The 22,824-nt window shown below is 63.3% G+C and carries 22 protein-coding genes; 5 read left to right on the top strand and 17 right to left on the bottom strand.

What is annotated here, in order from left to right:
• Positions 1 to 4: 4 nt before the first annotated feature.
• From GGD40_RS29095 to GGD40_RS29070, 6 genes are all read right to left on the bottom strand, one after another.
• Positions 5 to 2,197, bottom strand: coding sequence for a two-partner secretion domain-containing protein (locus tag GGD40_RS29095; RefSeq protein WP_179747087.1), 2,193 nt, complete (start codon positions 2,195 to 2,197; stop codon positions 5 to 7).
• Positions 2,198 to 2,466: 269 nt separating this feature from the next.
• Positions 2,467 to 3,378: a 3-hydroxyacyl-CoA dehydrogenase family protein gene (locus GGD40_RS29090; protein ID WP_179711030.1), complete on the bottom strand. Its 912-nt coding sequence runs from the start codon at positions 3,376 to 3,378 to the stop codon at positions 2,467 to 2,469.
• Between the two features lie 183 nt (positions 3,379 to 3,561).
• Positions 3,562 to 3,864 (bottom strand): hypothetical protein, encoded by a 303-nt coding sequence (locus GGD40_RS29085; RefSeq protein ID WP_179745984.1) that lies wholly within the window; start codon positions 3,862 to 3,864, stop codon positions 3,562 to 3,564.
• 437 nt (positions 3,865 to 4,301) lie between these two features.
• Entirely contained in the window at positions 4,302 to 4,460 is a 159-nt protein-coding gene (locus GGD40_RS29080) for a hypothetical protein (RefSeq protein WP_167444630.1), read from the bottom strand.
• Between the two features lie 279 nt (positions 4,461 to 4,739).
• Positions 4,740 to 6,314 carry a hypothetical protein gene (locus GGD40_RS29075; RefSeq protein WP_179745983.1) on the bottom strand — a complete coding sequence of 525 codons (1,575 nt, stop codon included), beginning with the start codon at positions 6,312 to 6,314 and terminating at the stop codon, positions 4,740 to 4,742.
• Positions 6,315 to 6,446: 132 nt separating this feature from the next.
• The gene (locus GGD40_RS29070; RefSeq protein WP_179711034.1) at positions 6,447 to 7,133 is read right to left on the bottom strand and encodes an MgtC/SapB family protein; all 687 of its coding nucleotides are present in this window, start codon (positions 7,131 to 7,133) and stop codon (positions 6,447 to 6,449) included.
• Between the two features lie 309 nt (positions 7,134 to 7,442).
• Here GGD40_RS29070 and GGD40_RS29065 point away from each other — a divergent pair, with 309 nt between their 5' ends.
• A complete protein-coding gene (locus tag GGD40_RS29065; protein ID WP_179745982.1) occupies positions 7,443 to 8,555 on the top strand; it encodes an AGE family epimerase/isomerase in 1,113 nt (370 codons plus the stop codon).
• Between the two features lie 53 nt (positions 8,556 to 8,608).
• On the opposite strand, the gene GGD40_RS29060 is transcribed toward GGD40_RS29065, so the two are convergent.
• Positions 8,609 to 8,884 carry a hypothetical protein gene (locus GGD40_RS29060; protein WP_134963660.1) on the bottom strand — a complete coding sequence of 92 codons (276 nt, stop codon included), beginning with the start codon at positions 8,882 to 8,884 and terminating at the stop codon, positions 8,609 to 8,611.
• A gap of 218 nt (positions 8,885 to 9,102) precedes the next feature.
• Here GGD40_RS29060 and GGD40_RS29055 point away from each other — a divergent pair, with 218 nt between their 5' ends.
• A complete protein-coding gene (locus GGD40_RS29055) occupies positions 9,103 to 9,306 on the top strand; it encodes a cold-shock protein (RefSeq protein ID WP_007178724.1) in 204 nt (67 codons plus the stop codon).
• Between the two features lie 122 nt (positions 9,307 to 9,428).
• Here the strand turns inward: GGD40_RS29055 and GGD40_RS29050 are convergent, their stop codons facing one another.
• Entirely contained in the window at positions 9,429 to 11,051 is a 1,623-nt protein-coding gene (locus GGD40_RS29050; protein WP_179711038.1) for a methyl-accepting chemotaxis protein, read from the bottom strand.
• A gap of 268 nt (positions 11,052 to 11,319) precedes the next feature.
• Here GGD40_RS29050 and GGD40_RS29045 point away from each other — a divergent pair, with 268 nt between their 5' ends.
• Positions 11,320 to 11,754 (top strand): PaaI family thioesterase, encoded by a 435-nt coding sequence (locus GGD40_RS29045; RefSeq protein WP_179711040.1) that lies wholly within the window; start codon positions 11,320 to 11,322, stop codon positions 11,752 to 11,754.
• A 140-nt stretch (positions 11,755 to 11,894) separates the two neighbouring features.
• Here GGD40_RS29045 and GGD40_RS29040 read toward each other — a convergent pair whose 3' ends face one another.
• From GGD40_RS29040 to GGD40_RS29000, 9 genes are all read right to left on the bottom strand, one after another.
• Positions 11,895 to 12,743 carry an ureidoglycolate lyase gene (locus tag GGD40_RS29040; protein WP_179745981.1) on the bottom strand — a complete coding sequence of 283 codons (849 nt, stop codon included), beginning with the start codon at positions 12,741 to 12,743 and terminating at the stop codon, positions 11,895 to 11,897.
• A 71-nt stretch (positions 12,744 to 12,814) separates the two neighbouring features.
• On the bottom strand, positions 12,815 to 13,558 hold the full coding sequence (locus GGD40_RS29035) for an SDR family oxidoreductase (RefSeq protein ID WP_176060991.1): 744 nt from the start codon (positions 13,556 to 13,558) through the stop codon (positions 12,815 to 12,817).
• 45 nt (positions 13,559 to 13,603) lie between these two features.
• Positions 13,604 to 14,434: an amidohydrolase family protein gene (locus GGD40_RS29030; RefSeq protein WP_179745980.1), complete on the bottom strand. Its 831-nt coding sequence runs from the start codon at positions 14,432 to 14,434 to the stop codon at positions 13,604 to 13,606.
• A gap of 7 nt (positions 14,435 to 14,441) precedes the next feature.
• Positions 14,442 to 15,482, bottom strand: a complete 1,041-nt coding sequence (locus GGD40_RS29025; protein ID WP_179745979.1) for an aldo/keto reductase — start codon at positions 15,480 to 15,482, stop codon at positions 14,442 to 14,444.
• A 127-nt stretch (positions 15,483 to 15,609) separates the two neighbouring features.
• Positions 15,610 to 16,920, bottom strand: a complete 1,311-nt coding sequence (locus tag GGD40_RS29020) for a UxaA family hydrolase (protein ID WP_179745978.1) — start codon at positions 16,918 to 16,920, stop codon at positions 15,610 to 15,612.
• Between the two features lie 42 nt (positions 16,921 to 16,962).
• The gene (locus GGD40_RS29015) at positions 16,963 to 17,289 is read right to left on the bottom strand and encodes a UxaA family hydrolase (protein WP_179745977.1); all 327 of its coding nucleotides are present in this window, start codon (positions 17,287 to 17,289) and stop codon (positions 16,963 to 16,965) included.
• Between the two features lie 25 nt (positions 17,290 to 17,314).
• The gene (locus tag GGD40_RS29010) at positions 17,315 to 18,379 is read right to left on the bottom strand and encodes an ABC transporter permease (protein ID WP_179711049.1); all 1,065 of its coding nucleotides are present in this window, start codon (positions 18,377 to 18,379) and stop codon (positions 17,315 to 17,317) included.
• Complete coding sequence (locus tag GGD40_RS29005; RefSeq protein WP_179745976.1) at positions 18,369 to 19,889, bottom strand: sugar ABC transporter ATP-binding protein; 1,521 nt, start codon at positions 19,887 to 19,889, stop codon at positions 18,369 to 18,371. The genes GGD40_RS29010 and GGD40_RS29005 overlap by 11 nt, the downstream gene beginning before the upstream one ends.
• Positions 19,886 to 20,872: a sugar ABC transporter substrate-binding protein gene (locus tag GGD40_RS29000; RefSeq protein ID WP_257030734.1), complete on the bottom strand. Its 987-nt coding sequence runs from the start codon at positions 20,870 to 20,872 to the stop codon at positions 19,886 to 19,888. The genes GGD40_RS29005 and GGD40_RS29000 overlap by 4 nt, the downstream gene beginning before the upstream one ends.
• 430 nt (positions 20,873 to 21,302) lie before the next feature.
• On the opposite strand from GGD40_RS29000, the gene GGD40_RS28995 reads away from it, so the two are divergent.
• Both GGD40_RS28995 and GGD40_RS28990 read left to right on the top strand, forming a co-directional pair.
• Positions 21,303 to 22,091: an IclR family transcriptional regulator gene (locus GGD40_RS28995; RefSeq protein WP_179745975.1), complete on the top strand. Its 789-nt coding sequence runs from the start codon at positions 21,303 to 21,305 to the stop codon at positions 22,089 to 22,091.
• Positions 22,092 to 22,233: 142 nt separating this feature from the next.
• The gene (locus tag GGD40_RS28990; protein WP_179711058.1) at positions 22,234 to 22,779 is read left to right on the top strand and encodes a hypothetical protein; all 546 of its coding nucleotides are present in this window, start codon (positions 22,234 to 22,236) and stop codon (positions 22,777 to 22,779) included.
• Positions 22,780 to 22,824 lie beyond the last annotated feature (45 nt).

Here is a 22,824-nt window from a genome sequence, read left to right as displayed (position 1 = left end):
GACCTCATAGCCCGAACCATGACACCAACCCGAGGTGGTTGTGATTGCCGATCGTGACCGGCGCGCGATACGGCACGCGAATCGTGTTCACACCGCCGGCCGCCTTGATGCCGCCGGGCGCGTTATACGAGCCGCCTTCAATGTCCGCCTCTCCGGTCAGCTCGACCTGGCCGCTGCCGCCGCTGAACAGGCCACCGGTGTCCGCGGCGAAAATTGCGGACCATGAGTTGCCGAACCACGCCTTGAGGTCATGGGTGCGGTTGATCGCGCTGTAGCCGAGCACGGCTTGGGCGAGCGTTTTCGGGGCGTCGAGTTTGAGCGTGCCTTCCGCTAGCACGATGCCACCCGTGTTCGTGATCTGCGTGCCGGCCTTCAGGTTGATGTCGTTGTTCGCCTGGATCACGCCGCCATAACCCTGCACCGTGCTCGACGAACTCGAACTGCAGAAGAAAAAGCAGGTTTGATGAAACGACGCCTGCCCGGTGAAGATGGCCTGCGTGACCAGTTGATCGCGCGCGGCGATCGAGATCGAGCCACCGACATCCGGGTGCGCCGGGTCGGTTCCCGCCTGAATCGTGCCGCCAATGTTGTGCACGTTCTGCGCGGCGATCGTTACATTACCGCCGTCGGCGGCGGTCAGGTACGCCAGCTTGTTCGGATCGGCAATCGCGCCGTAATCGACCGTGAAGCCGTCCTCGCGATGCTTGACGAAAATCAGCCGCCAACTGCTATCCGAATAGCGGACCGGCGCGCCGCCGTTCGTGCCGCTCGAATGATCGACGATATTGTCGACGTCGCCGCCGGCCGTGATCGTGAGATTCTGATTCGACAGGATGCGGGCGTTACGGTTGGTCACTGAACCGCCAGCAGTCACCAAGACGTCGCCCGTGTTGCCGAAGATGATGCCGAGTTGCGTGTCAGGCGTGGACTGATTCAGCACGTTGCCCTTCGCGTTCAGCGTGATCGCGCCGAGCGAGGCGGAGTCGAGGGCGTTTTTTTGCTCGCCCTGGATCAGCGAGCCGATGTTGGTGATGTCGCCGGAACTGGTCAGCACAACGCCGCTCGTCGTCGACGCGATCACGGATTGCGCGGTGGCGTCTTGTATCGACGAGATACCCGCGCCGCTAATGTCGATGCCGGTGTTGGCCAGCAGGCTGCTGCCGGTCAGGCTGACCGCGCCGGTCGCGCTCAGCGTGGCCGAGCCGGCGTTCGCTTTGAGTTGCGTATCCGAAATCGCGATGCCGTCCTGCACCTGCAGGTTGATATTGTTCGCCGCGGTCAGCGACGTATTCAGAAACTGCACCGAACCGTTTGATGCAAGCGTGAAGTCGCCGAGCGACGCATTCATCTGCCCCGCGCTGCGCACGCCCGGCCCCTGGTCGGTGACGATCAATTGCACGCGGCCGCTCGACAGGCTGCCGGCGGCGGTGATGTCGATCGCGAATGAACGCGCGGTGGCCGGGGGGGTGGACGGACTCAGCGTGAGCCAGTCGTTGCCGTTGTCGTTCGGCGAAACGGCGGTGTTCAGCGTGACGTTGCTGGTGCCAGCTACGACACGGGTATAGGCGTTGCCGTTGTCGAAGGTGTTGGCGAGTGGACCGTTGATCTGCACATTTTTGGCGATCAGATCGAGCCCGATCAGCGCGCTCGCCAATCCCTGCGGACCGACCACGATGGTCCCGGTGCTTGTATCGAGCACGATGTCCCGTTCGGGCAAGCCGGCCACCGGTATGGTGTCCTTGAAACTGACGTGGCCGGTGGTCAGGACGAGGCGGCCCGTATTAATGAACGAACCGCCATTGACCGTAATGCCGTTTGGATTGGCCAATATCACGTTCGCTCGCGGACCGAGCACGTCGATTTGCCCACTGATAATGCTGGGATTGGTGCTCGTTACCTGGTTGACAATCGTTCGGGCATTGATGCCCACGTTATTGAGCGACGCGCCGGCCGTGTCGACGCTGAAACTGCTATAGGTATTATTCGACACGCCCGCGAAAGCCGGCGCGATATTGACCGTCTGGTGGCCATTCGACCCGGTTGAAACGGACGTGGCCGTTCCGCCGTCCACGGCAATGCCGACCGCCCCGGCGCACAAAGGCGCGGCGGTCAACAGTACGACAGCCAGTCTGGCTGGATGACAGTGCGAACGCAGGCTCCCGACACCTGCGCCGCTTCCCCGAGTGCTCCGGTACATTCTTGTTTTCACGCAACTTTTCGTTGCGAGCTCGCTCGATCGGTGTGGTCTTTTGCACGGCTTACAATGAGCCGCGTCTTTCGTAAGACTAATATCGACGTTAAGCAGCGAGTTCTTTAGGGGAGTCGGGGAGAATTTTTCGAGAAAATAATTACATAATCATAACATCAGAAAGTAATTTGAAATAATCTAACGCGTAAAATGCATCTCGAATGAACGATTAATCAACTTGCATATTTACGCATTCAACCGGATTCAGCCCGGACCGATTATCCGCGACTAATCAACCGCTTGCGACCTGCCTTAACGTGCGCTAAATGCGCCTCGTCCCACTCATAAAACCCCGCGCCGCTGCGCACACCGACTCGGCCGGCGTCGACCTGCTGCCGCAACAGATCCAGCACGTCTTCGTCTTTGGCCAATTCCGGCATCAGATGCGAGGCGATATCGAGGAAGGTGTCGAGCCCACCCATATCCGCGCCCTCCAGCGGCCCGACGATTCCCCAACGCCGACCGAGCGACGCCTTCATCACGCGATCAACCACCTCCGCCGTGGCTGCGCCTGAACGGACGATATTCAAAGCTTCGCGCAGCACCGCGAACTGCAAGCGATTGCCGACAAAACCCGGAATCGCCTTCGCCAGCACCACGGGCTCCATGCCGATCGCGCTCATCAACGCGGCGGTTTGTTGCGTCACGTCCGGCGCAGTCGCGGTGCCCGGCACGACTTCGACCAACGGAATCATGTGCGGCGGATTCCAGAAATGCGCGATCAGAAAACGCTCTTTCGCCCGCAATGGCGCGACCAGTTGATCGGGCGGAAAACCGCTCGTGTTGCTCGCGAGAATCGCGTCGCTTGCCAGCAAAGGAGCCAGCGCCGCATACAGCCGATGCTTCAGTTCGAGCACCTCGGGAATCGCCTCGATCACGAATTGCGCCGACGCCATCACGTCGAGTTGCGCATGCGTCTCGATGCGCGCGAGCGCCGCCTGTTTAGCGGCCGGGTCGATGCGCCCGGCGTCGATCAGTTCGTCGAGCACCGCCTCCGCTTTGGGCGCCACGCTTGCGAGACGCGCCGGGTCGACGTCGTGAACGATCGTCCTGTGCCCATGCAACGCGCTTTGGGTCGCGATGCCCACGCCCATCAATCCCGTGCCGACTACGCCTATCACTGCCTTCATCACGTCCTTCTCCACGCCGCTCTCCCGCTACCGTCGATGAAAGCTTTGAAGCATAGCGCAGCGCGTCCGTTCGCCGCCCCGAACGCAACAAAGCCGGTCTTCCGCGAGGAAGGACCGGCTTTGTCGATTTCACGCCGCGTCATGCGGCGCGGTCACGCGCCCGTTGCTGGCGCCTGGCGCCTATCAATAACGCGGGGGCGGCGGACGATGGTCGTCATGGTGACGCGGATCGTTGTCGTGCGGATGACGACGCATCCAGTCGTCGTGCGCCCAGTAACGATGGCCGTCGTAGTAACGATCGCCATGCCAGCCGATGTCGATCGACACGCCCACCGGCATCATGTGCGGCTGACCGTAGACCACCGGGCCCGGGCCGCCCTCGACTACTACCCGCTCCTGCGCGAAAGCGCTGCCTGCTGCCAGCAATGCGCCGCCGGCTAGCAGGGTCGCAATAATCGAACGCGATGTTTTGTTAAAGGTTTTCATGGTGACCTCCCATCAAAGTTTGGTATCAAGCCAGCGTCCGTGTGCGGTCAACCGCGACCTAGGGTTTCAGGCTCCAACCAGACGCCGTACGCTTGAAACCAACTTTAGCGGCGCAAACCGCATGAAGACGTGAGGACTTGTAAGCGCAGATTTCAATGAAAGGGACCGATGACAGGGCCGCGTTCTCGCGCGGAACTCCCACCTGCAAAGCCATGCGCGACGAATCGTGCAGGCGACGCGTCAGCAGACTGTCAGCCCCCGTTACACTCATTTCGGCGCGGAAATATTCGGTGACGTGGGCAAGCCGGTGCGGAGGCGCCCCAAAAAACAAAAGCCACGGTACGCGTTTCGCGAACAGTGGCTCTAAAGATACGGCGCACCCGAAGTGCGCGCCCGCGCGCGGTGGTCCACGCTCAGGCTGATACGACCTGGTTTTCTTAGTCGCTCAGCTTGACGCCGAACAACGTGGACTGCGCACGGCGCACGCGGTCCGCTTCGCGGCTGCGCGCTTCGTACGAGTAGTCCGAATCCAGCGGCAGATGGGGCGACGCGAAGAGGTCGCTGACCTTTTGGAACAAAGCAAAAATGAAGCTCATGGCGACTCCCGGTTGATGCTGCATTGACTAGGGTTTTCCCTTAATTGAGATTATAGGGTTTTCCCTAGGCAAAATCTAGTGCAATGCAGCATTTTTTCGGGTGTGGTGCGTTGTCACAGGCTTGATCGTCATGGTGCGTCGCATCATGACAACGTCCCTTTTTTTGAGATTTGGGGGCAAAAGAGCAGACACGAGCGAGACCAGGCCATCGAAACGGCCCGCGCCGCGGCCAATGAAGCGTTGGCGTGGCGCGGCGTTCGCTCAGTCTCAGTCTCAGTTTCAGCGCGAGTTGGAGGCTTTCGGCTTGTGCGCGTGCTGCGCGCGCGCAGCACGCTTGCTGTGCGCCGGCGTGGCGGCTACTTGCTGAGGCGTGGTGGAAGCGGCCGCAGCGGCAGCATTGGCATTCGCAGCGGCGGCGGCGGCCATCGCCATGTGCGTATCGAGCAGGCTGGTCATGGCCGCCTGCTGGTTCTGCATCAACTGTTCGATGCGATGCTGTTGGGCGGTGGTTTCGCGCGTCAGACGCATCAACAGCACAGTCTGCGTAATGCCGATAGCCACAGTCACCAGCAAGGCGCCCACCACGATCGGCAGCAACCATTTCATGCGACGCGAGTGATCACTTGCCGCGCGGCGCTGATCGGCGATCACGCCGTATAGCGCATCGACGGTATCGGCGAAGGCGGTCGCCCGTGCGCGATCGAGCTCCGGCGCGGCACGTAGCGCGGCTGCGGCCGCTTCGGCGCGGCGCGCTTCCCGCCAGGGCTCGGCGAACGCGGCGTTGGCGGAGCCGGCGGCGGTAAGCGACGGGTTCACGCCTGGTTTCGGCCCGGCGGATGCTGCAACCGATTGTGGTGTGAGTCGATCGCTTGACGCGTTCGGCTCGTTCGGCTGGTTCGGCTCGTTCGGCTCGTTCGGCTCGCTCGCGCCGATGGTCGCGGTGGCATTCGTGTCGGTGGCTTTGCCAGTGTTCGCGTCGGCAGTGGCGCCGATGTCCGTGCCTGCTACTGCGCCCGTGTTCGCATCTGCCGCGACGCCGTCGCTCGCGCGCATGGACGCATCGGAAGCCGCGCCAGCAGGCGCATTACCAGCCGCGCTAGCGGCGCGCGCGTTCACATCAGCGACCACACCCGCCGCACGTCCCACGTCGCGCGAAGCCGTCGTCGCCTTGGCAAACGTCGCGGCGAATCGCGGCGGCGTCTTCACGCCGCCAGAGGTCGATGCCATCGCCGAATCATCCGTCGACGTCGCACCCATCGCACTCGCCTGGCGCAGCGCGGTCACGCTGCGCGCCACCGTCGCCGCCGCCATCGCAGGCGTCAGCGGCGTCGCCGCATCGCGCGCCGATGTCGACGTCGATGTCGCCAACTTATCACCCGCGGCAGTCCGTTCCTTCGGCGTCACGTCCCCGAACGCCAGCTCAGCCGCCGACGACCCCGCCGCGTCCCAAGGCTCCATATCCAGTCCGCTCAATACCGCGTTGACCGGCGTCGGCTCGTCGGCCTTCGCGGCACGCGGCGCACGACGCACCGACCGCGCGTCCGGCAGCGCGCCGTCGCCGGCATCGATCACGCCGACCGCGGCCAACACGACATCGGGTAATTCGAAACCATGCAGCGTGCCTTGCCGGACGTCGATATTCATCGCTTCCAGCGTCGCGCGGGTGGGATCGTCGGGGAACAGGTCGAGCGTGCTGCCGTCGCGGGCGGCGTCGCTCAGTTGCGCGAGCCGTTGTGCCGAACGCGCGGCGCGCGCCAGCTTGTTTTCGGTTTCGGTCGAGACGGTGGCCTGGCGTCGCTTCTTCGAAGCGGCGCGCGAAAGCCGGGACTGCGTGGATGCTACGGAATCTGCCATAGAGAAAAAAGCGGTCGTCGCCGGAAAGCGGGCGCCGAGCACCGCTCGTCAATGCCGTTGGAATTTTTGAGACCGCATTGTCGCATGGCCGCCCGCCCCAGCCGAAGCCATTCGCCGACGATTTTCGGCTTTTTAAGACGACGCCTCGTCCTGCCGGAACTGCTTGACGCCATGCAGTTGACGCAAGCGCGCGCAGATCGCCTCGTATTCCACATTCGACACCCGATGCAGCGTAATCATGACCTCGTCGCACTCGGGCGCGTCGTCGCTTTGCTGCATCACGAACTGCTTGACGCGCGGGCTCGCGGCGCCGAGTTCGTCGTGCAGCGAATGAAACGTCATGGTGCCGCGCTCGACGATCATCGTCAGTTGGCGCCGCTGTTTGACGGTGATGAAACGGCGTTCGAGCGGTTTGATGCCCGCGAGGATGATCAGAATGATGATGGTCGCCGCGATCGACGCCGTGTACAGGCCGCCGCCGACCGCCAACCCGATCGCCGCGACCGACCACAGGCTCGCCGCCGTGGTCAACCCGCGCACGATCTCGCCGCGCAGCAGGATCGAACCCGCGCCGAGAAAGCCGATGCCCGACACCACCTGCGCGGCCATCCGCGACGGATCGAGCACGACGTGATCGCCGGTGAGTACTTCGGCAAACCCATAGGCCGACACGATCATGATAAGCGTCGACCCGACGCAGACCAGCATATGCGTGCGCAGCCCGGCGGCCCATGAAAGCCGTTCCCGCTCAAAGCCGATCACGCTGCCGAGCGCAGCGGCCAGCACCAGCCGCAAGATGAGATCGAGATTCCCCAACATGGTTCTTCCTCCTTACTGGACATTATCTGGAGCGGTTTCCGCTACGGGGTCGCAGTGCCAAACGGGACCCGTTTGCTTTATCCTAAGTCGCACGCTGCGGCGGCCACCGTTGTTGCGCGGAACGAAGCGGAGCGCGTCGACAGAGGCCACGCCGATTCCGAACCGCGCATCAGGAAACCGGGTAGCATCCGCGCTCACCCGCCGGTTTGCCGGCCGCCGCGCCGCCGCACTGCGTCGCGCGTCGCATCGCAGACTGTGGCCGGAGTCCGCAGACGCTTCGACACACCGTGTTTGACCAACCGAACGACTATGCAGAGCATGAACCCTTCCGCCGCTTCGACGATCGCCCTCGCCACCGCGCTACGCGATCACTTCACAAGCGTGGTGCTGCCCATGTGGCGCGGCCCGGGTTTCAACACCGCGCTGAAGCTGCCGTACGAAGCGGTCAGCGCCGGGAACGATCACCAGCCCATGCCCGCCGAACGCTACCGTGCGATGGCGTGCGCGCGACAGTTGTTCGTGTTCTCGCAAGCCGGCGACGCGGCTCATGCGCAAGTGCTGTTCGACTCGCTGATGCACACCTTTCAGGACACGCGCCACGGTGGATGGTTCTACAGCGTCGACGCGCAAGGCGCGCCGCTCGACACGACCAAAGACCTGTACACGCAGGCGTTCGTCGTGTTCGCCTGCGCCGAATTCGGCCGACGTTCGGGCAATCGCGACGCGCTGGAAACCGTGCATCGCACGTCGGCGCTGATCCAGTCGAACTTCGCCGCTGAGGGCGATCTGTTCAACGCCGCGCTCACCGCCGACTTCGCAAGCGTGACGGGCACGCCGATCCAGAATCCGCTGATGCATTTGACCGAAGCCTGGCTCGCCGCCCGCGAATTAACCCGTGACAACGCGTTCGACGCCGCATTGCGACACCTCGCCGGCGCGATCGCGCGGCACTTCGTGCATGAGCCCACCGGTTGCGTCGCCGAATTGCCGATCGGCGCGGCAGACAACCGTCTGGAACCGGGCCACCAGTTCGAATGGTTCTGGCTGGTCAAGCAGGCGGGAGGGTTGTTCGAAGGCTCGGGTCTTGCCGAAGCCCTGCCGCGCGCGTTCGCGTTTGCGCAGCAAAACGGCGTGGACGAGGCAACCGGCGGCGTGTGCGCCTCGCTCGACGAAGCCGGCGGCATCAAGGACGCCACCCAGCGGATCTGGGCTCAAACGGAATATTTGCGTGCGCTGGCGAGTCACGATGACCCGGCGGTGCGCGCCGCGCTACCGCGGCAAATCACGCTGTTCCAGCAACGCTTTCTGCGTCCGCAAGGCTGGTTCGAGTGCAAAACGGTGGCTGGCGACGTGGCGCGCGCCGACATGCCGTCGACCACGCCCTACCACCTCGCCACCGCCTACGACGCGTTGCCGGCCTGAGCGGCGGTCAGCGTCTCGCCGGGCATCGGCCCATGAGCCGACCGCCTGGTCGATCAATACTCTTCGCGTTCCCAAGGACCCCAGCCGCTGTCGGCTGATTTGAAACGCATATAAGTGGCGCTGTGTCCGGTGGGGGTATCCGACGTGTCGCCGAGCGGCTTTTTATCAGTCGTGTGGAGGGCGAAAGCCTGACGGTCTTCGGCATCCACGGTGATGCGGCCGATCGGGTCCGGGGTGTCTTCCTGAGGAGATTTAGACTCCAATATCGCCAGATAGGGGGTCAAACGACTCCAGAACGACGTAAGTTCTTCCTGCAAATAATGTGTCAATGTTTTTCCTGGAAGAGTAATACAAACAGTTTACCCTACCGGGCGGAGCCCTCTTAAAAATGCTTTTCAGGCCTCAAAAGGGCCCGAGCGGGGGAATACCCGAATACTGGTTGATTGGCGTCCATCATAAAGACGTGATACAACTCGTACTTCGCGCTCGATCTCACGTTGAGAAATAGCGGTCGCGAATGCAACACACAACATTTATTGGATCAAAAATGGCAACAGGTACTGTGAAGTGGTTTAACGATGCAAAGGGCTTTGGCTTCATCACGCCGGACGACGGCGGCGAAGACCTGTTTGCGCACTTTTCGGAAGTTCAAGGCAGCGGCTTCAAGTCCCTGCAGGAAAACCAGAAAGTGACGTTCGAAGTTAAGCAAGGCCCGAAGGGCAAGCAGGCTGCGAACATCCAGCCGGCCTAAGTACCTTCAGGTACTTTGAGGCACCCTTAGGCGCTTGCGTCTGATGCAAAATGGCCCGCTTCGGCGGGCCATTTTCTTTTGTCTGCTGCTTTCTTTTTAAGCGTTTCTGAGCGCCGCGATGCTTAAATTGCGCGCATGCCAGACAACGCCATTCCGCCGGTTTGCCCGCGCACGTCGTCGAAATGTTGCGTGCGCAACACAGTTGCCGAAATTTCGAACACAGAAACGGCCTGCTTCAATTGTTGCGTCTGCTGATGCAGCGAAGCTGCCGCCGCCGCAGCCTGTTCGACCAGCGCCGCGTTCTGCTGCGTCATCTCATCCATCTGCACGACCGCCTGGTTGACCTGCTCGATCCCCGTGCTCTGCTCGAGCGACGACGCGCTGATTTCCGCCATCATCTGCGTGACGCGCGAAATCGACGTGGACACGTTGCTCATCGCCTCGCCGGCATGCTCGACCAGCGTCGAACCGCCCTGAATCTCGGCGACCGATTCGCTGATCAGCGTCTTGATTTCCTTCGCCGACTGAGCGCTGCGCTGAGCGAGGCCACGCACTTCGCCGGCCACCACCGCAAAGCCACGGCCCTGCTCGCCCGCGCGCGCCGCTTCCACGGCCGCATTCAGCGCGAGGATATTGGTCTGGAACGCAATGCCGTCGATCACCGAAATGATTTCCGCGATCTTGTCCGAGCTCTGCGCAATGCCGCGCATCTTGTCGACCACCTGGTTGACCACTTCGCTGCCGCGCGAGGTCGCCTCCAGCGCGGTTTCGGCGAGCGCATTGGCTTCGCGGGCGTGATCGGCGTTCTGGCGAACCGTGGCCGTCAGCTCTTCCATGCTCGACGCGGTTTCTTCCAGCGACGCCGCCTGGTTTTCAGTGCGCGCCGACAGATCGGCGTTGCCGGTCGCGATTTCGTCGGCGCCGAGGTGAATCGAGTCGGCGGATTCGCGCACGGTCTGCACGGTGCGCGCGACGCTCGCCTGCATCTTGGCGAGGCCCGAGAACAGGCGGCCGATTTCGTTGGTGCCGCGCGACGCGATCGGCTGGTCGAGGCGCCCCAGCGCAATACGGTCGAAGTGACGGCCCGCTTCTTCCAGCGGCGCCACCACGCCGCGGCGCAGCGCCGCGTAGACGGCGGCCGTGCCCACCACCAGCAGCACCAGAATCGCGATGCTCACACCGCGAAACATGGCCATGCGCGTATCGATCGAATCGAGCGATGCACGGCTAGCGGCATTGCCGAATTGCACGAAGTTGTGCGACTCGACGAGGTAAGCATCCTGGAACGACTGGGTCGGCTGATCGAGGAACGCCTGAATATTGTTGCCATCGAGGAACTGCACGAGCTCCGCGAGCGCGTCGTGGAGCTTTTTATACCGGTCGGCGAGCGCGGCGGCGCGCGCGCTGTTCTCGTCGCTGGTCTTTTCGGCGCCCATGAAAGCGGCGAAAGACTGATCGGCGACCGCGAGCTGTTCGCGGGCGTGCTGCACGATGTCGGCCGGCTCGCCGCCGCCGCGCACCATGCGCGTACCGGCGCGCGACAGATTGATTCGCGCATCCATCAGATGCTGGGTCGTTTCATTGACTGCGTCGACCTGCTTCAACGCGATATTCGACAGATCGCCGACGTCGTCATGAGTACGCGTGAGCGACCAGAACCCCAATCCCACCGTAACCAGCTGAAAAACGCAGAACGCGGCCAGAACACACAACAGGCCGGATGCGACCTTGATCTTGCTGAACATCGTGAACACCTGAAAGCAAAGAATGACGGGAGCTACGTCAGGGTTAACGGCAACGCTGAACTTTGCTTGAGATCAATGTCGGCAAAGATCGTCTTACCACCCCTTTTCATCGCCCAATTTCGCAATTCCGGTCATTTTTCACAACAATGCCACGCACATCTTTCCGATTCACCTTGACGTGACGCGTCAGCGCTTCCTAGAGTGGGTAAGGACTGCACAACGCACTCCCGTGCGGATCTCACTGCGGGCCTCGCCCCAAGGAATCACGATGACCGACCTCCTCGACCGGGCGCGCGGCGCGCTGCATGCCCAGCCGTTCAGCATGCTCCTTGGCGCCGAGTTGATGCACACCGCCACTAACGAGCTGACGCTGTGCCTACCGATCCGCGATGAACTGCGACAACAGCACGGCTTCGTGCATGGCGGGGTCATCAGCTACCTTGCCGATAACGCGCTGACGTTTGCCGGTGCGCTGTCGCTGGGGCCGAGGGTGGTCACCGGCGAGTTCAAGATCAACTATTTGCGTCCGGTGATGAACGGCACGCTGATCGCGCGGGCCAAGGTGGTGTTCGCGGGCCGCTCCCAGGCGACCTGCCAATGCAACATCTATGTGATGGATGGCGACCGCGAGAAGCTGGTCGCCGTGGCGCAGGGCACGATCAACCGCATCGGCGAGTCGGGCGAGCACGAGCCGACGGCATAAGAACGCCGACCTTCCGCGCCCGGATGACAATGACAAAGGCCGTTCCGGCTTAACGCCGGAACGGCCTTTCTACTTTCTGGTTACGCTGCGGGTCGAGCTTCCAGTCGTGCCCGCAGCGGTGCCCCAAAAACCTGCGCGACTTACTCCGCCGCGTAGGTCTTCTGCATCTGCTCGCCGAGACCTTCGATACCCAGGCGAATCGTCTGCCCCGGCTTCAGATACACCGGATTCGGCTTCACGCCCATGCCGACACCCGGCGGCGTGCCGGTCGAGATCACGTCGCCCGGTTGCAGGCTCATGCACTGCGACACGTACGAAACCAGCTTGGCGACGCCAAACACCATCGTCTTCGTGCTGCCGTTCTGATAACGGTGGCCGTCCACCTCAAGCCACAAGCTCAGATTCTGCGGGTCGGCCACTTCGTCGCGCGTGACGACCCACGGACCGATCGGGCCGAATGTGTCGAAGCCCTTGCCCTTGTCCCACGTGCCGCCGCGTTCAATCTGCCATTCGCGTTCCGACACGTCGTTGATCACGCAATAACCGGCGACGTAGTCGAGCGCGTTGGCTTCGTCGACGTATTTCGCCGGCTTGCCGATCACCACGCCCAGTTCCACTTCCCAATCGGTCTTCTTCGAACCGCGCGGAATTTCGACGTTGTCGTTCGGACCGGTGATCGCGCTCGTCCACTTGTTGAAGATGACGGGCTCGGCCGGCACCGGCAGATTCGATTCCGCCGCGTGATCCGCGTAATTCAGCCCGATGCAGATGAACTTGCCGATCTTGCCGACGCACGGTCCCATGCGCGGATTGCCTTCCACCACCGGCAACGACGCCGGATCGAGCGCGCGCAGTTTGGCGAGGCCTTCATCGGTCAACGCTGCGCCGTCGATATCGGCGACCACGCCGGACAGATCGCGAATCTTGCCTTGCGCGTCGAGCAAGCCCGGCTTTTCCTGGCCTTTCGGCCCATAACGAAGCAGTTTCATCGTGGCACTTTCCTATCGTTCAAGGGTGTTCGGTTCGTCAATCCGTGCGCGTCAGTGTGCATTAGCTTGCGTCAATTCGACCAACCGCCGTCGATCACGTGCGCGTGGCCCGTGGTGAACGACGATTCGTCGGACGCGAGATACAGCGCCAACGCAGCGATTTCTTCAGGCTTGCCGATGCGGCCCATCGGCTGACGCGCGACGAAGGCGGCCTGCACGGCATCCAGCGTCGCGCCCTGCGCCTGGGCCTGCGCGACGATTCGCTGTTCGAGCGACGGCGAAGCCACCGTGCCCGGGCAAATCGCGTTACAGCGTACACCACGCGTGATGAAGTCTGCCGCGACCGACTTGGTCAAACCGATCACCGCCGCCTTCGACGCGCTGTACGCAAAGCGGTTCGGCACGCCCTTCACGCTCGACGCCGCCGACGACATATTGATGATCGACCCGCCGCCTTTCTCCAGCATGGCCGGCAGGAACGCGCGGATCATCCGGTACATGGCTTTGGCGTTGAGGTCGAACGCGAAGTCCCAATCCTCTTCGCTGCAGTCGAGAATATTGCCCGCATGCACGAAGCCCGCGCAGTTGAACAGCACGTCGATCGGGCCGAGTTCGGCGGCCAGCGCCTTGATCGCCGCGCCGTCGAGCACGTCGAGCCGACGCGCCTCGACCGGCTTGCCGGCCAGCCCGTCGATGCGGATATCCGTCGCGATCACGCGTGCGCCTTCGCGTGCGAAGAGTTCGGCGGTGGCGAGGCCAATGCCTTGTCCCGCCGCGGTAATCAGGGCCGTCTTGCCAGCCAGTCTTTGTGTCATCTACGACTCCAGTTGAATGGGCTTGTCTTGTTTCGCTTCGTCAGTTCATAACCGGTAAAACGCCGTGGCGTTGCCGCCGAACACCGCTTCGCGTTCGTCGTCGCTCAACGACGCGAGCAAGGTGGTCGCCACCGAATGCCACAGCAAATAATCGCCGTTCAGATCGAGCACCGGCCAGTCGCTGCCCCACATCAGGCGCGCCGGACCGAACGACTTCAGCAGATGCTCGACATAGGGCCGCAGCGTGTCTTCTGTCCACCCGAGCGACGCTTCGGTGACGAGGCCCGACAGCTTGCATTGCACGTTCGGCAACGCCGCCAGCCGAGTGATCGCGTCGGCCCAACCTGCGTAGCTGGCGCGGCCGTAGCGGATCGGCGGCTTCGCGCCATGATCGACCACGATGCGCAGCGCCGGAAAACGCGTCGCGAAGGTGTCGAAGTGCTCGACATGGCGGGCGTAAATCAACGCGTCGAAAGTCAGGTCGTGCGCGATCAGTGCTTCGATCGCCGGCGCGAGATCGGGATTCGCAATCCAGGAGTCGTCCGGTAAATCCTGCAGCATCGGCCGCACGCCTTTGAACTTCGGCTCGTGCGCGAGCGCCTCGATCAGCGCGGGCGCGGTGGGCAACAGCAACGGCACCCAGCCGACCACACCGGCAATGGACGGCTCATGCCGCGCGACGTCCAGCAGATAACGCGTTTCGTCGAGGGTCGGCGCCGCCTGCACCACCACCGTTCGCTCGATGCCCGCGCGTTCGCGCAACGGTTTGAGATCCGCCGGTCCGAACGGCCGGTACAACAGCTTCAGTTCCGGCGTCAGCCACTCGTAGTCGCCGCGAGCGGGGTCCCAATAGTGCTGGTGGGCATCGATTGCCATTGTCAGATTAGTCCTCGGGCGCGGGCGCGCGGCTGTCGAGCAAGCCTTCGCCGCGCAACGCGGACCACAACGCGGCGGGGATCGGCTGCTCGAACGACGCGACGTTCTCGCGCAATTCGTCGGCACTGCGCGCGCCGGTCAACACGGTGGCGACCGCCGGGTGCGCATACGGAAACTGCAAGGCAGCGGCAGCAAGCGGCACGCCGTGAACTCGGCACACGGCTTCCAGCCGCGCGACGCGCTCGATCACTTCGCGCGGCGCTGTGCCGTAGTTGAATTTCAGATCGCCTTCGACGCCGCGCGCCAGAATGCCCGAGTTAAACGCGCCGCCTAACAGGATGCTGACGCCGCGCGTTTCACATGCCGGCAACAGGTCGTCGAGTGTGGTCTGCTCAAGCAGCGTATAACGGCCCGCGAGCAGCGCGCAATCGATATCGAACTCGGCCATCGCATCAAGTATTACCGCGCCTTCGTTGACGCCGAGTCCGACAGCCTTGATCGCGCCCGACGAGCGCAGCGTGTCCAACGCTCGGAAGCCGCCGCCTTCAGTCAATTGCCGCCAGTAATGGAGATGATTGTCGCCATGCGTCATGCGGCCAATGTCGTGCACCAGCAGCATATCGATCTCGACAATGCCGAGGCGCTGCTGGCTATCTTCGAACGAACGCAGAATGCCGTCGTGCGTGTAGTCGTAAATCGCTTCGAAGGGCAGCGGATTTTGCCAGCCTTCCCTGTCGTCGAACGGCGTGGTGCGCGGCACGAAGCGGCGCCCGACCTTGGTCGACAACACGTATTCGCTGCGTGGATAACGGCGCAACACGTCGCCCAGACGGTGCTCGGCCTTCGTGTTGCCGTAGTGCGGCGCGGTGTCGAAATAGCGCACACCGGCGTCCCACGCGGCGGCAATGGTGGCGTGGGCTTCTTCGTCGGATAGATCGCGGTAGAGGCCGCCGAGCGGCGCCGTGCCGAGTCCCAATCCACTCACTTGCAGCGCACCGCGACCGATGCGGCGCCGCTGCCCGATCTTCGAACCGATCGTTGCCGTCATGGAGCGCGTCTCCTGTTTTTTACGTTTTAACATGGGCGGGCGAGATTTGCCCGCAGCTTGCCCGGCCTGCTAGGGTGACACCGCCACATGCGCAACGCGGCGCGCTGCATGGCGGGTTGCCGGGCGCTCAGTGCGATTCGATCGCGACGACCCGATGCGCCGGCGCGGCGCCCGACGGCAAGCACGCAGGCCCAACCGGTTCGAACGTCTTGTATGTCAGGATGAACTCCTGATGCCCGAGCGTCTCCGATTTCGACGCCGCGCCGCGCGACACCGCGACCGTTTGCTCGAACACTTCGCGGCCCACTTCGTCGAGCGTGCCGCGGCCTTCGAGAATCCGGCCCGCGTCGACGTCCATGTCGCCCGCGAGATTGCGATACGTCGCGGGATTCGCGCACACCTTGATCACCGGCGAGATCGCCGAGCCGACCACCGAGCCGCGTCCGGTAGTGAACAGAATCACATGCGCACCGCACGCGATCAGCTCGCCGATTTCCGCGTTGTCGCTGATGTTGGGAAAGCCGAAGCGCGGCTCGCCGTCCGGCACCACGTCGAGCAGATAGAGGCCGCCGGTCGGCGGAATATCGCCAGGTTTGATGATGCCGACAATCGGCGACGCGCCGCTTTTCGCGTACGCGCCCAGCGATTTTTCTTCCTGCGTGGTGAGGCCGCCGTCCGCATTGCCGACCGCGAAACTGCCGTGGCCGAGTATCGAGTAATAGCGCGCCGCCTTCGCGACGCAGGCCACGATTTCATCGCCGAGTTCCGGCCGCGCCGCACGCGTCTTCATATGAAATTCGCAGCCCACCAGTTCGCCGGTTTCTTCGAAGATACACGTTGCGCCCGCATCGATCAGATGATCGAACGCGCGACCCACCGCCGGGTTCGCGGTGATGCCGCTGGTGCCATCCGAGCCGCCGCAAATCGTGCCGATCACCAGTTCGCTCAGCGCCATCGGCACTTTCGGATGCGCGGCGAGTTGTTCGCGCACGCCGCGAATCCAGTCGACGCCATATTGAATCGTGCTGCGCGTGCCGCCCTTTTCCTGGATCGTCAGCACTTCGACCGGACGGCCGCTTGCGCGCACCGCGTCCACCAGATAGTGCTTGTTCATGCTCTCGCAGCCGAGCGACACGAACAGCACGGCACCCACGTTGGGATGCGTGGTCAACCGTTCGAGCATCGTCTCGGCATAGCTGTTCGGATAACAGCCGGGAAAGCCGATCAGATGCACCGGCGGTTCGCGCTCGGCGGAAGGGTCGTCGAACGCGTCGAGCGGCTCGCGGAACTGCGTGACGATTTCACGCGCCACGTGATGCGCGCATTCCACCAGATAGGCCACCGCGACCACATTGCGGATGCCCTTGCGGCCGTCGTTACGCAGATAGCCTTGCAGCATCGGCGGCGCGCCGGCGGTTGCTACGGAAGTGTCGGTCATGATCGTTCCAGCGCGGCGCAAGGCCACGTCATTGTGTCCATCTCAGTGATGAACGAATTCGTGGCCCGCGTCGTGCGTATAGGTCGGCAGGTAATCGCTTTCGAGGTTGTGCGTATGCAGATGCGCGCCGCGCGCCACCGCGTCCGTCACATGACCGATCACCGCGCCGTAGCGCAGCACCTTGTCGTCTTTCGCGAGGGGATGACGCGCGACCTTGTGACCGAGTTCGATGGTTTTGACGAGCGTCACGCGTTCGCCTTCTATTTCAACCGACGTGCCCGCGTCGAGACGCGCCGCCGCGATCAGGCAGTTGTCGGCGGGACTGAGCAGGATCAGGCGAGGATCGGTCTGCACGGGTTGGCGGGTCAAATGAGTTCTCCGGATAACGTGCGCATCAGTTCTGGCCTTCGCCGCTAGCGAGCCGCGCCACCATCAGCGAGCCCAGAATGATCGCGCCGTAAATAGCCTGAATCCAGAACGACGGCACCTGCGCGAGCGTCAGCAGGTTCTGCACGACGCCGAGCAGCAGCACGCCGGTGAGCGCACCGAACATCGTGCCCTTGCCGCCGTCGAGTGAAATACCGCCAATCACCGCCGCCGCGAACACCGTGAAGATCATGCCGTTGCCCTGGTTCGCGTTGATCGCGCCGACGTAACCGGTCACGATCAAGCCGCCTACCGAGGCCAGCATACTGCCGAGCACGAATACGCCCCACGTGATGCGCTCGACGCGAATCCCCGCCGCGCGCGCCGCCTCCGGATTGCCGCCAATCGCGTACAGCGCACGGCCCAACCGGTGATAGCGCAACACAAACGCGGCGATCGCGAAGGCCACGGCCGCGAGCCACACGGACAACGGCAAGCCGAACACGATGGTGGTGGCGAGCGAGAAGAACGACGGCGGCATATCGAACAGCGTGCCGCCTTTGGTCGCACCGACCAGCATGCCGCGCAGCACGATCAGCATGGCCAGCGTGACGATGAAGGCGTTGAGCCGCAAACGCACGACGAGAAAACCGTTGATCAGGCCAATCACCGCGCCCACCGCCAGGATGGCGAGCAGGCCGACCGCCGCCGGCCATTGCGTGCCGAAGCCCGCGGACGCGGCCGGCATCACCAGCATCGCGCCGACGGCGGGCGCGATCCCCACGGTCGACTCGAGCGACAGATCGAACTTGCCGGTCAACACGATCAACGATTCCGCGAGCACCACCAGCGCGAGCGCCGCCGACGCGCCCAGCACGCTGATCAGATTCGCCTTCGTCAGAAAGCTGGGGCTGACGAACGCGCCGATCACGAGCAGCAACGCGAGTGCGGGCAGCAAGGCCAGTTCACGCAGCCGCGCGAGTTCGGAGCGCGCGCGTTTGCCGCGCGTCGCGGCGGCAACAGCCTGCGTCGGCCCTGAGGCTGACGCGGTGCTCGCGGTGCTGAATGCGGGACTGGGCACACTATTCTTCATGGAGACTGACTCCTTCAACGGATGCGATCAGGTCGTGGTCCTGCCAACCCGCGGGAAATTCGGCCGCGACACGGCCACGGAACATGACCAGCACACGGTCACAGGTACGCAGATCGTCGAGTTCGCCGGACACGACCAGCACGGCCTTGCCCTCTTCGCGCACGCGATCCACGACGGAGAGCAACGCTTCTTTCGATTTGACGTCGACGCCCGCGGTGGGGTCGATCAGCACGAGCACGTTCGGGTTGGTGGCGAGCGCGCGCGCCATCACCACTTTCTGCTGATTGCCGCCGGATAACCCGGACACGATGTGCTCGGGGCCTTGCGCGACGATGCCGAGCGCGTCGATCATTTTCTGGCCGAACGCGTTCTTCTTCGCGGGCGGCGCGATGCCGAATTTGCCGAGCAGATGTGCGATCGTCATCGACGCGTTTTCCGCGACCGATTGCGTCAATACCAGGCCTTCATGATGGCGATCCTTCGGCACGCAGCCGATACCGTGCGCGAGCGCGGCGGGCACATCGCCGGGCGGCAAGACCGCGCCGTCGACACTGATCGTGCCGCGTTTGGCCGCGCGCAAACCGGCAATCGCTTCGGCAACGCTCGTGCGGCCGCTGCTCGTCGCGCCGGTCAGGCCGACCACTTCGCCGCGCTTCACGGTGAACGACACCTTGTCGTAATCGGAACCGGCCAGATCGTTGACTTGTAGCGCAATCGCCGTATCGGCGGGCAACGCGTCGCGCGCGGCCGCATCGGCGACGGCGAGGCCGCCGCGTTCGCCCGTCATCGCTTCGATCAACTGTTCACGCGGCAACGCGGACACCGGCGCGCTGACGATATGCCGCGCGTCGCGCAGCACCGTCACGGCCTGGCAGATCTCGTACACCTCTTGCAGATGGTGCGAGATGAACAGGAAGGTCACGCCTTCGCGTTGCAATTCGCTGATACGCCGGAACAGACGCTTGATTTCGTCGCCGTCGAGCTGCGCGGTCGGTTCGTCGAGAATGATGAAACGCGCGCCGTACGACAATGCGCGTGCGATTTCCACCAACTGCCGTGCTTCCACGCTTAGATCGCCGGCGCGAGCATCTTCTCGCACGTCGATCTTCCAGTGGTCGAGCAGTTCGCGCGCGTCGCGGCGCATCGCGCGCCAGTCGATCACGCCGCCGCGCGACGGCTGCCGGTTGATGAACAGATTCTCCGCGACGCTCAGATCACGGATGATCGTCGAATGCTGATAGACGCACGCCACGCGTTCACGCCACGCGTCGCGATCCGCGATCGACGGCGCGGCCGCGCCGCCGAAACGCACTTCGCCGGTGTCGGGCTTGCGCAGGCCGGTGAGAATCGACACCAGCGTCGATTTCCCCGCGCCGTTGCGCCCGACGAGCGCATGCGACTCGCCCGGCATCACGCGAATGCTCACGTCGTTCAGCGCGGCCGTCGAGCCGTAGCGTTTGGTGACGCCAAACGCTTCGACCACCGGCACGGAGGGCGTCGGCTCGCTCATTTGACGGTATTGCCCCACAAGGCTTTATCGTCGACGTTCGCCTTCGTCACGAGTGGCGCAGGCAGTTGGTCTTCGAGAATCCCCGGCGCCAACTGGATGATGTTGCTGCCGTGATCGGTCGGGCCCGGCTTGAAGGTTTGCCCCGCCAGCGCGGCCTTGATATAGAACAGGCCGTATTTCGCGTACGAATCGGCGGGCTGCGACACGGTCGCGTCGATGTCGCCGCGACGGATCGCATCAAACTCCTGCGGGATGCCGTCGTTGCTGACGATCACGACATGCTTCGGGTCGCCCACGGGAAACAGCATCTGCTTGCGGCGCAGCGTTTGCAGCGTCGGCGACAGATACACGCCGCCCGCTTGCATGTAGATCCCCTTCACGTCGGGATTCGCGGTCAGCAGACTGTCGAGCGCGGTGGCCGCCACATCGCCCTTCCAGGCCGCCGGAATTTCCAGCACCGTCAGGCCCGGATAGGCCTTCATGCACGAGCGGAATGCTTCCGACCGGTCGCGCCCGTTCACCGACGCCAGATCGCCCATGATCTGCACGACCTTGCCCGACTTCACGTGATCGCCGATGTATTTGCACGCCTTCTCGCCGTACGCGCGATTGTCGGCGCGCACCACCATCGCGACTTTGCCTTGCGTCGGCGCGACGTCCACGGCCACCACGGGGACGTTTTTGGCCGCTGCGGCGTCGAGCGCGCGGCTGATCGCCGCCGAATCCAGCGGGCCGACCACGATGCCCTTCGCACCGAGGTTCAGCAGGTTGTTCATGTCGGTGATCTGCTGCGCGGGATCGCCGTTCGAGTTGACCGGCGCAAGGATATCGAGACCCGAGTCCTTCGCGTACTTGGGCAGATAGTTGTTGTACGACTGCCAGAACGGCGACGTGAGCAGCGGCAGATCGAGGCCGATCTTGCCGGTATCGGCCTGGGCGGTACCGGCAACGCCGAGGCTGGCGATGCACGCCACGGCGGCCATGGTGAAGAGCGAACTGCGGAACGAACGGCGGACCGCGAGCGGCCCTTTCGCGAACGACATGGTTGTCTCCTATGTCGGACCGGAGTTAGTGCTTCAGCACTTACTCCGGCCCCATGCAGGGCACCTGCGGTCGGGCCGGAGTTGGCGCTTTAGCGCTTCCTCCAGCCCCATGCAAGGCACTGCGTTGTGGGAACGGCGTGAACCGGACCTTGGCGGCCGGCACTTCGTCCTGCGCTTTCTTATCGTGTATTGGTGTGCGTCTATTCACCAATGAACGTATTATTCATATACGGACTTTTCGAAGTCAAGGAAAGTGCACTGCAGCATGCCCCCGTGTTTTCCCTGGACATCGGTCCGCTCGCTAGAGATTCACCCCGCACTTACACTGACGCGCCAGATAATGAGAAAAAGCCACGGAACCTCGCTCACCATGGACGCAGACGACAAAGACGACGCCGACCGTTACCGCGCCCCCGCGCTCGACAAGGGCCTCGACATCCTGGAATTGCTCGCCGAGCAGAAAGATGGACTGACGCGCGCCGAAATCACCAAGCTGCTGGGACGCAACGCCAGCGAGATGTACCGGATGCTCGAACGCCTGGTGGCGCGCCAGTACGTGGTGCGCTCGGCCGCCGGCGACCGCTATTCGCTGAGCCTGAAGCTGTACGCGCTCGCGCACCGTCATCCGCCGATGAACCGTCTGATCGCGGAAGCCTTGCCGCTGATGCAGCGCTTCGCCGATGCTGCCGAACAATCGTGTCACCTCGTGGTGTACGACCGCGGCAATCTGCTGGTGATCGCCCAGGTGGATGGCCCCGGCACATGGGGCATGTCGGTGCGGCTCGGCTCGCGGGTCGGCTTGATCGACACCGGTTCGGGACGCGTGATGCTCGCGTTTCAAAGCATCGAGCAGCGTCAACAGATGCTGGCCGAACACACCCGGGTGAAGGGCGAGGTCACGATCGATCGCGACGCGCTCGAACAGGCCTGCGAGAGGATTCGCACGGCCGGTTTCTCGCAGAAGGACAGCCAGCAGACCTTCGGCGTGACCGACGTCACGTTTCCGATTCAAGGACCGGCCGGCCAGGCGATCGCCGTGCTCACCTGCCCCTACCTGCGGCGGATCGACGAATACGTCGCGCCGACGCTGGAGGCCGCGACCACGCAGCTACGCGAGACGGTGCAGGCGTTGTCTATGTTTCGCGAGGACGTCGGCTAGCGCGGCGTCCGGAGAGCGCGTCGTCGAACCGTGCCGCGTCGAAACTTCGTCGAAAATCGGTCGCGCGCGCACATGGTTTAGAATGGCGACCCTCTCAAATTTAAGCCGCATGGGTTCGCTCATGCGCGCGCATCGAAAAGCAATGGCGAAACTTCTGACCGATTCCGAATTCCAGCGTTTTTCCGAACTCCAGCAGAAGCAGTCGAGCTTCTCGATCACGCCCGAAGAAGCCGACGAACTGCGCGACATCGTCGCGCACGCGCAAAAGCGCCGCGACGACCGCGCTGCGGCGATGCAAAGCATCGAGACGTTCATTCAGCAATTCGACATCAGCCCGGACGAGCTGTTTTCGGCCGAGCAGATCGGCGACGCCGCGCGCATGTTCGGTCTGATTCCGGCCGCCAAGAAGGAGCGCGTGCTGCCGCCGCAGTTCACGTTCAACGGCAAGCCGTACCAGTGGACCAACCGTGCGCTGCCGGACGATATTCGCGTACCCCTGTTCGACGCATTCAAAGCCGGTGAATCGGTGAAGTCGTTCATCGCGACGCTGAAGGATGCGAATCGTTGCGCGGCGACGATTGCGCGCCTGGAGCGCGAAACCGGCGCGGTGTATGCGGATGCGTGGCTGGAAGAGTTGTCGGTGACGCGTGCGCAGGTCGATGAGGCCGTGGCCAAGCTGCCGGCTTAAGCAGGTTGTGTAGTGGATTTAGCGTCGAGTGAGGCTGTGCAAGTC

The sequence above is a fragment of the Paraburkholderia bryophila genome (genome assembly GCF_013409255.1).
Taxonomy (GTDB): Bacteria; Pseudomonadota; Gammaproteobacteria; order Burkholderiales; family Burkholderiaceae; genus Paraburkholderia.
This window is presented reverse-complemented; position numbering and strand designations above follow the sequence as displayed.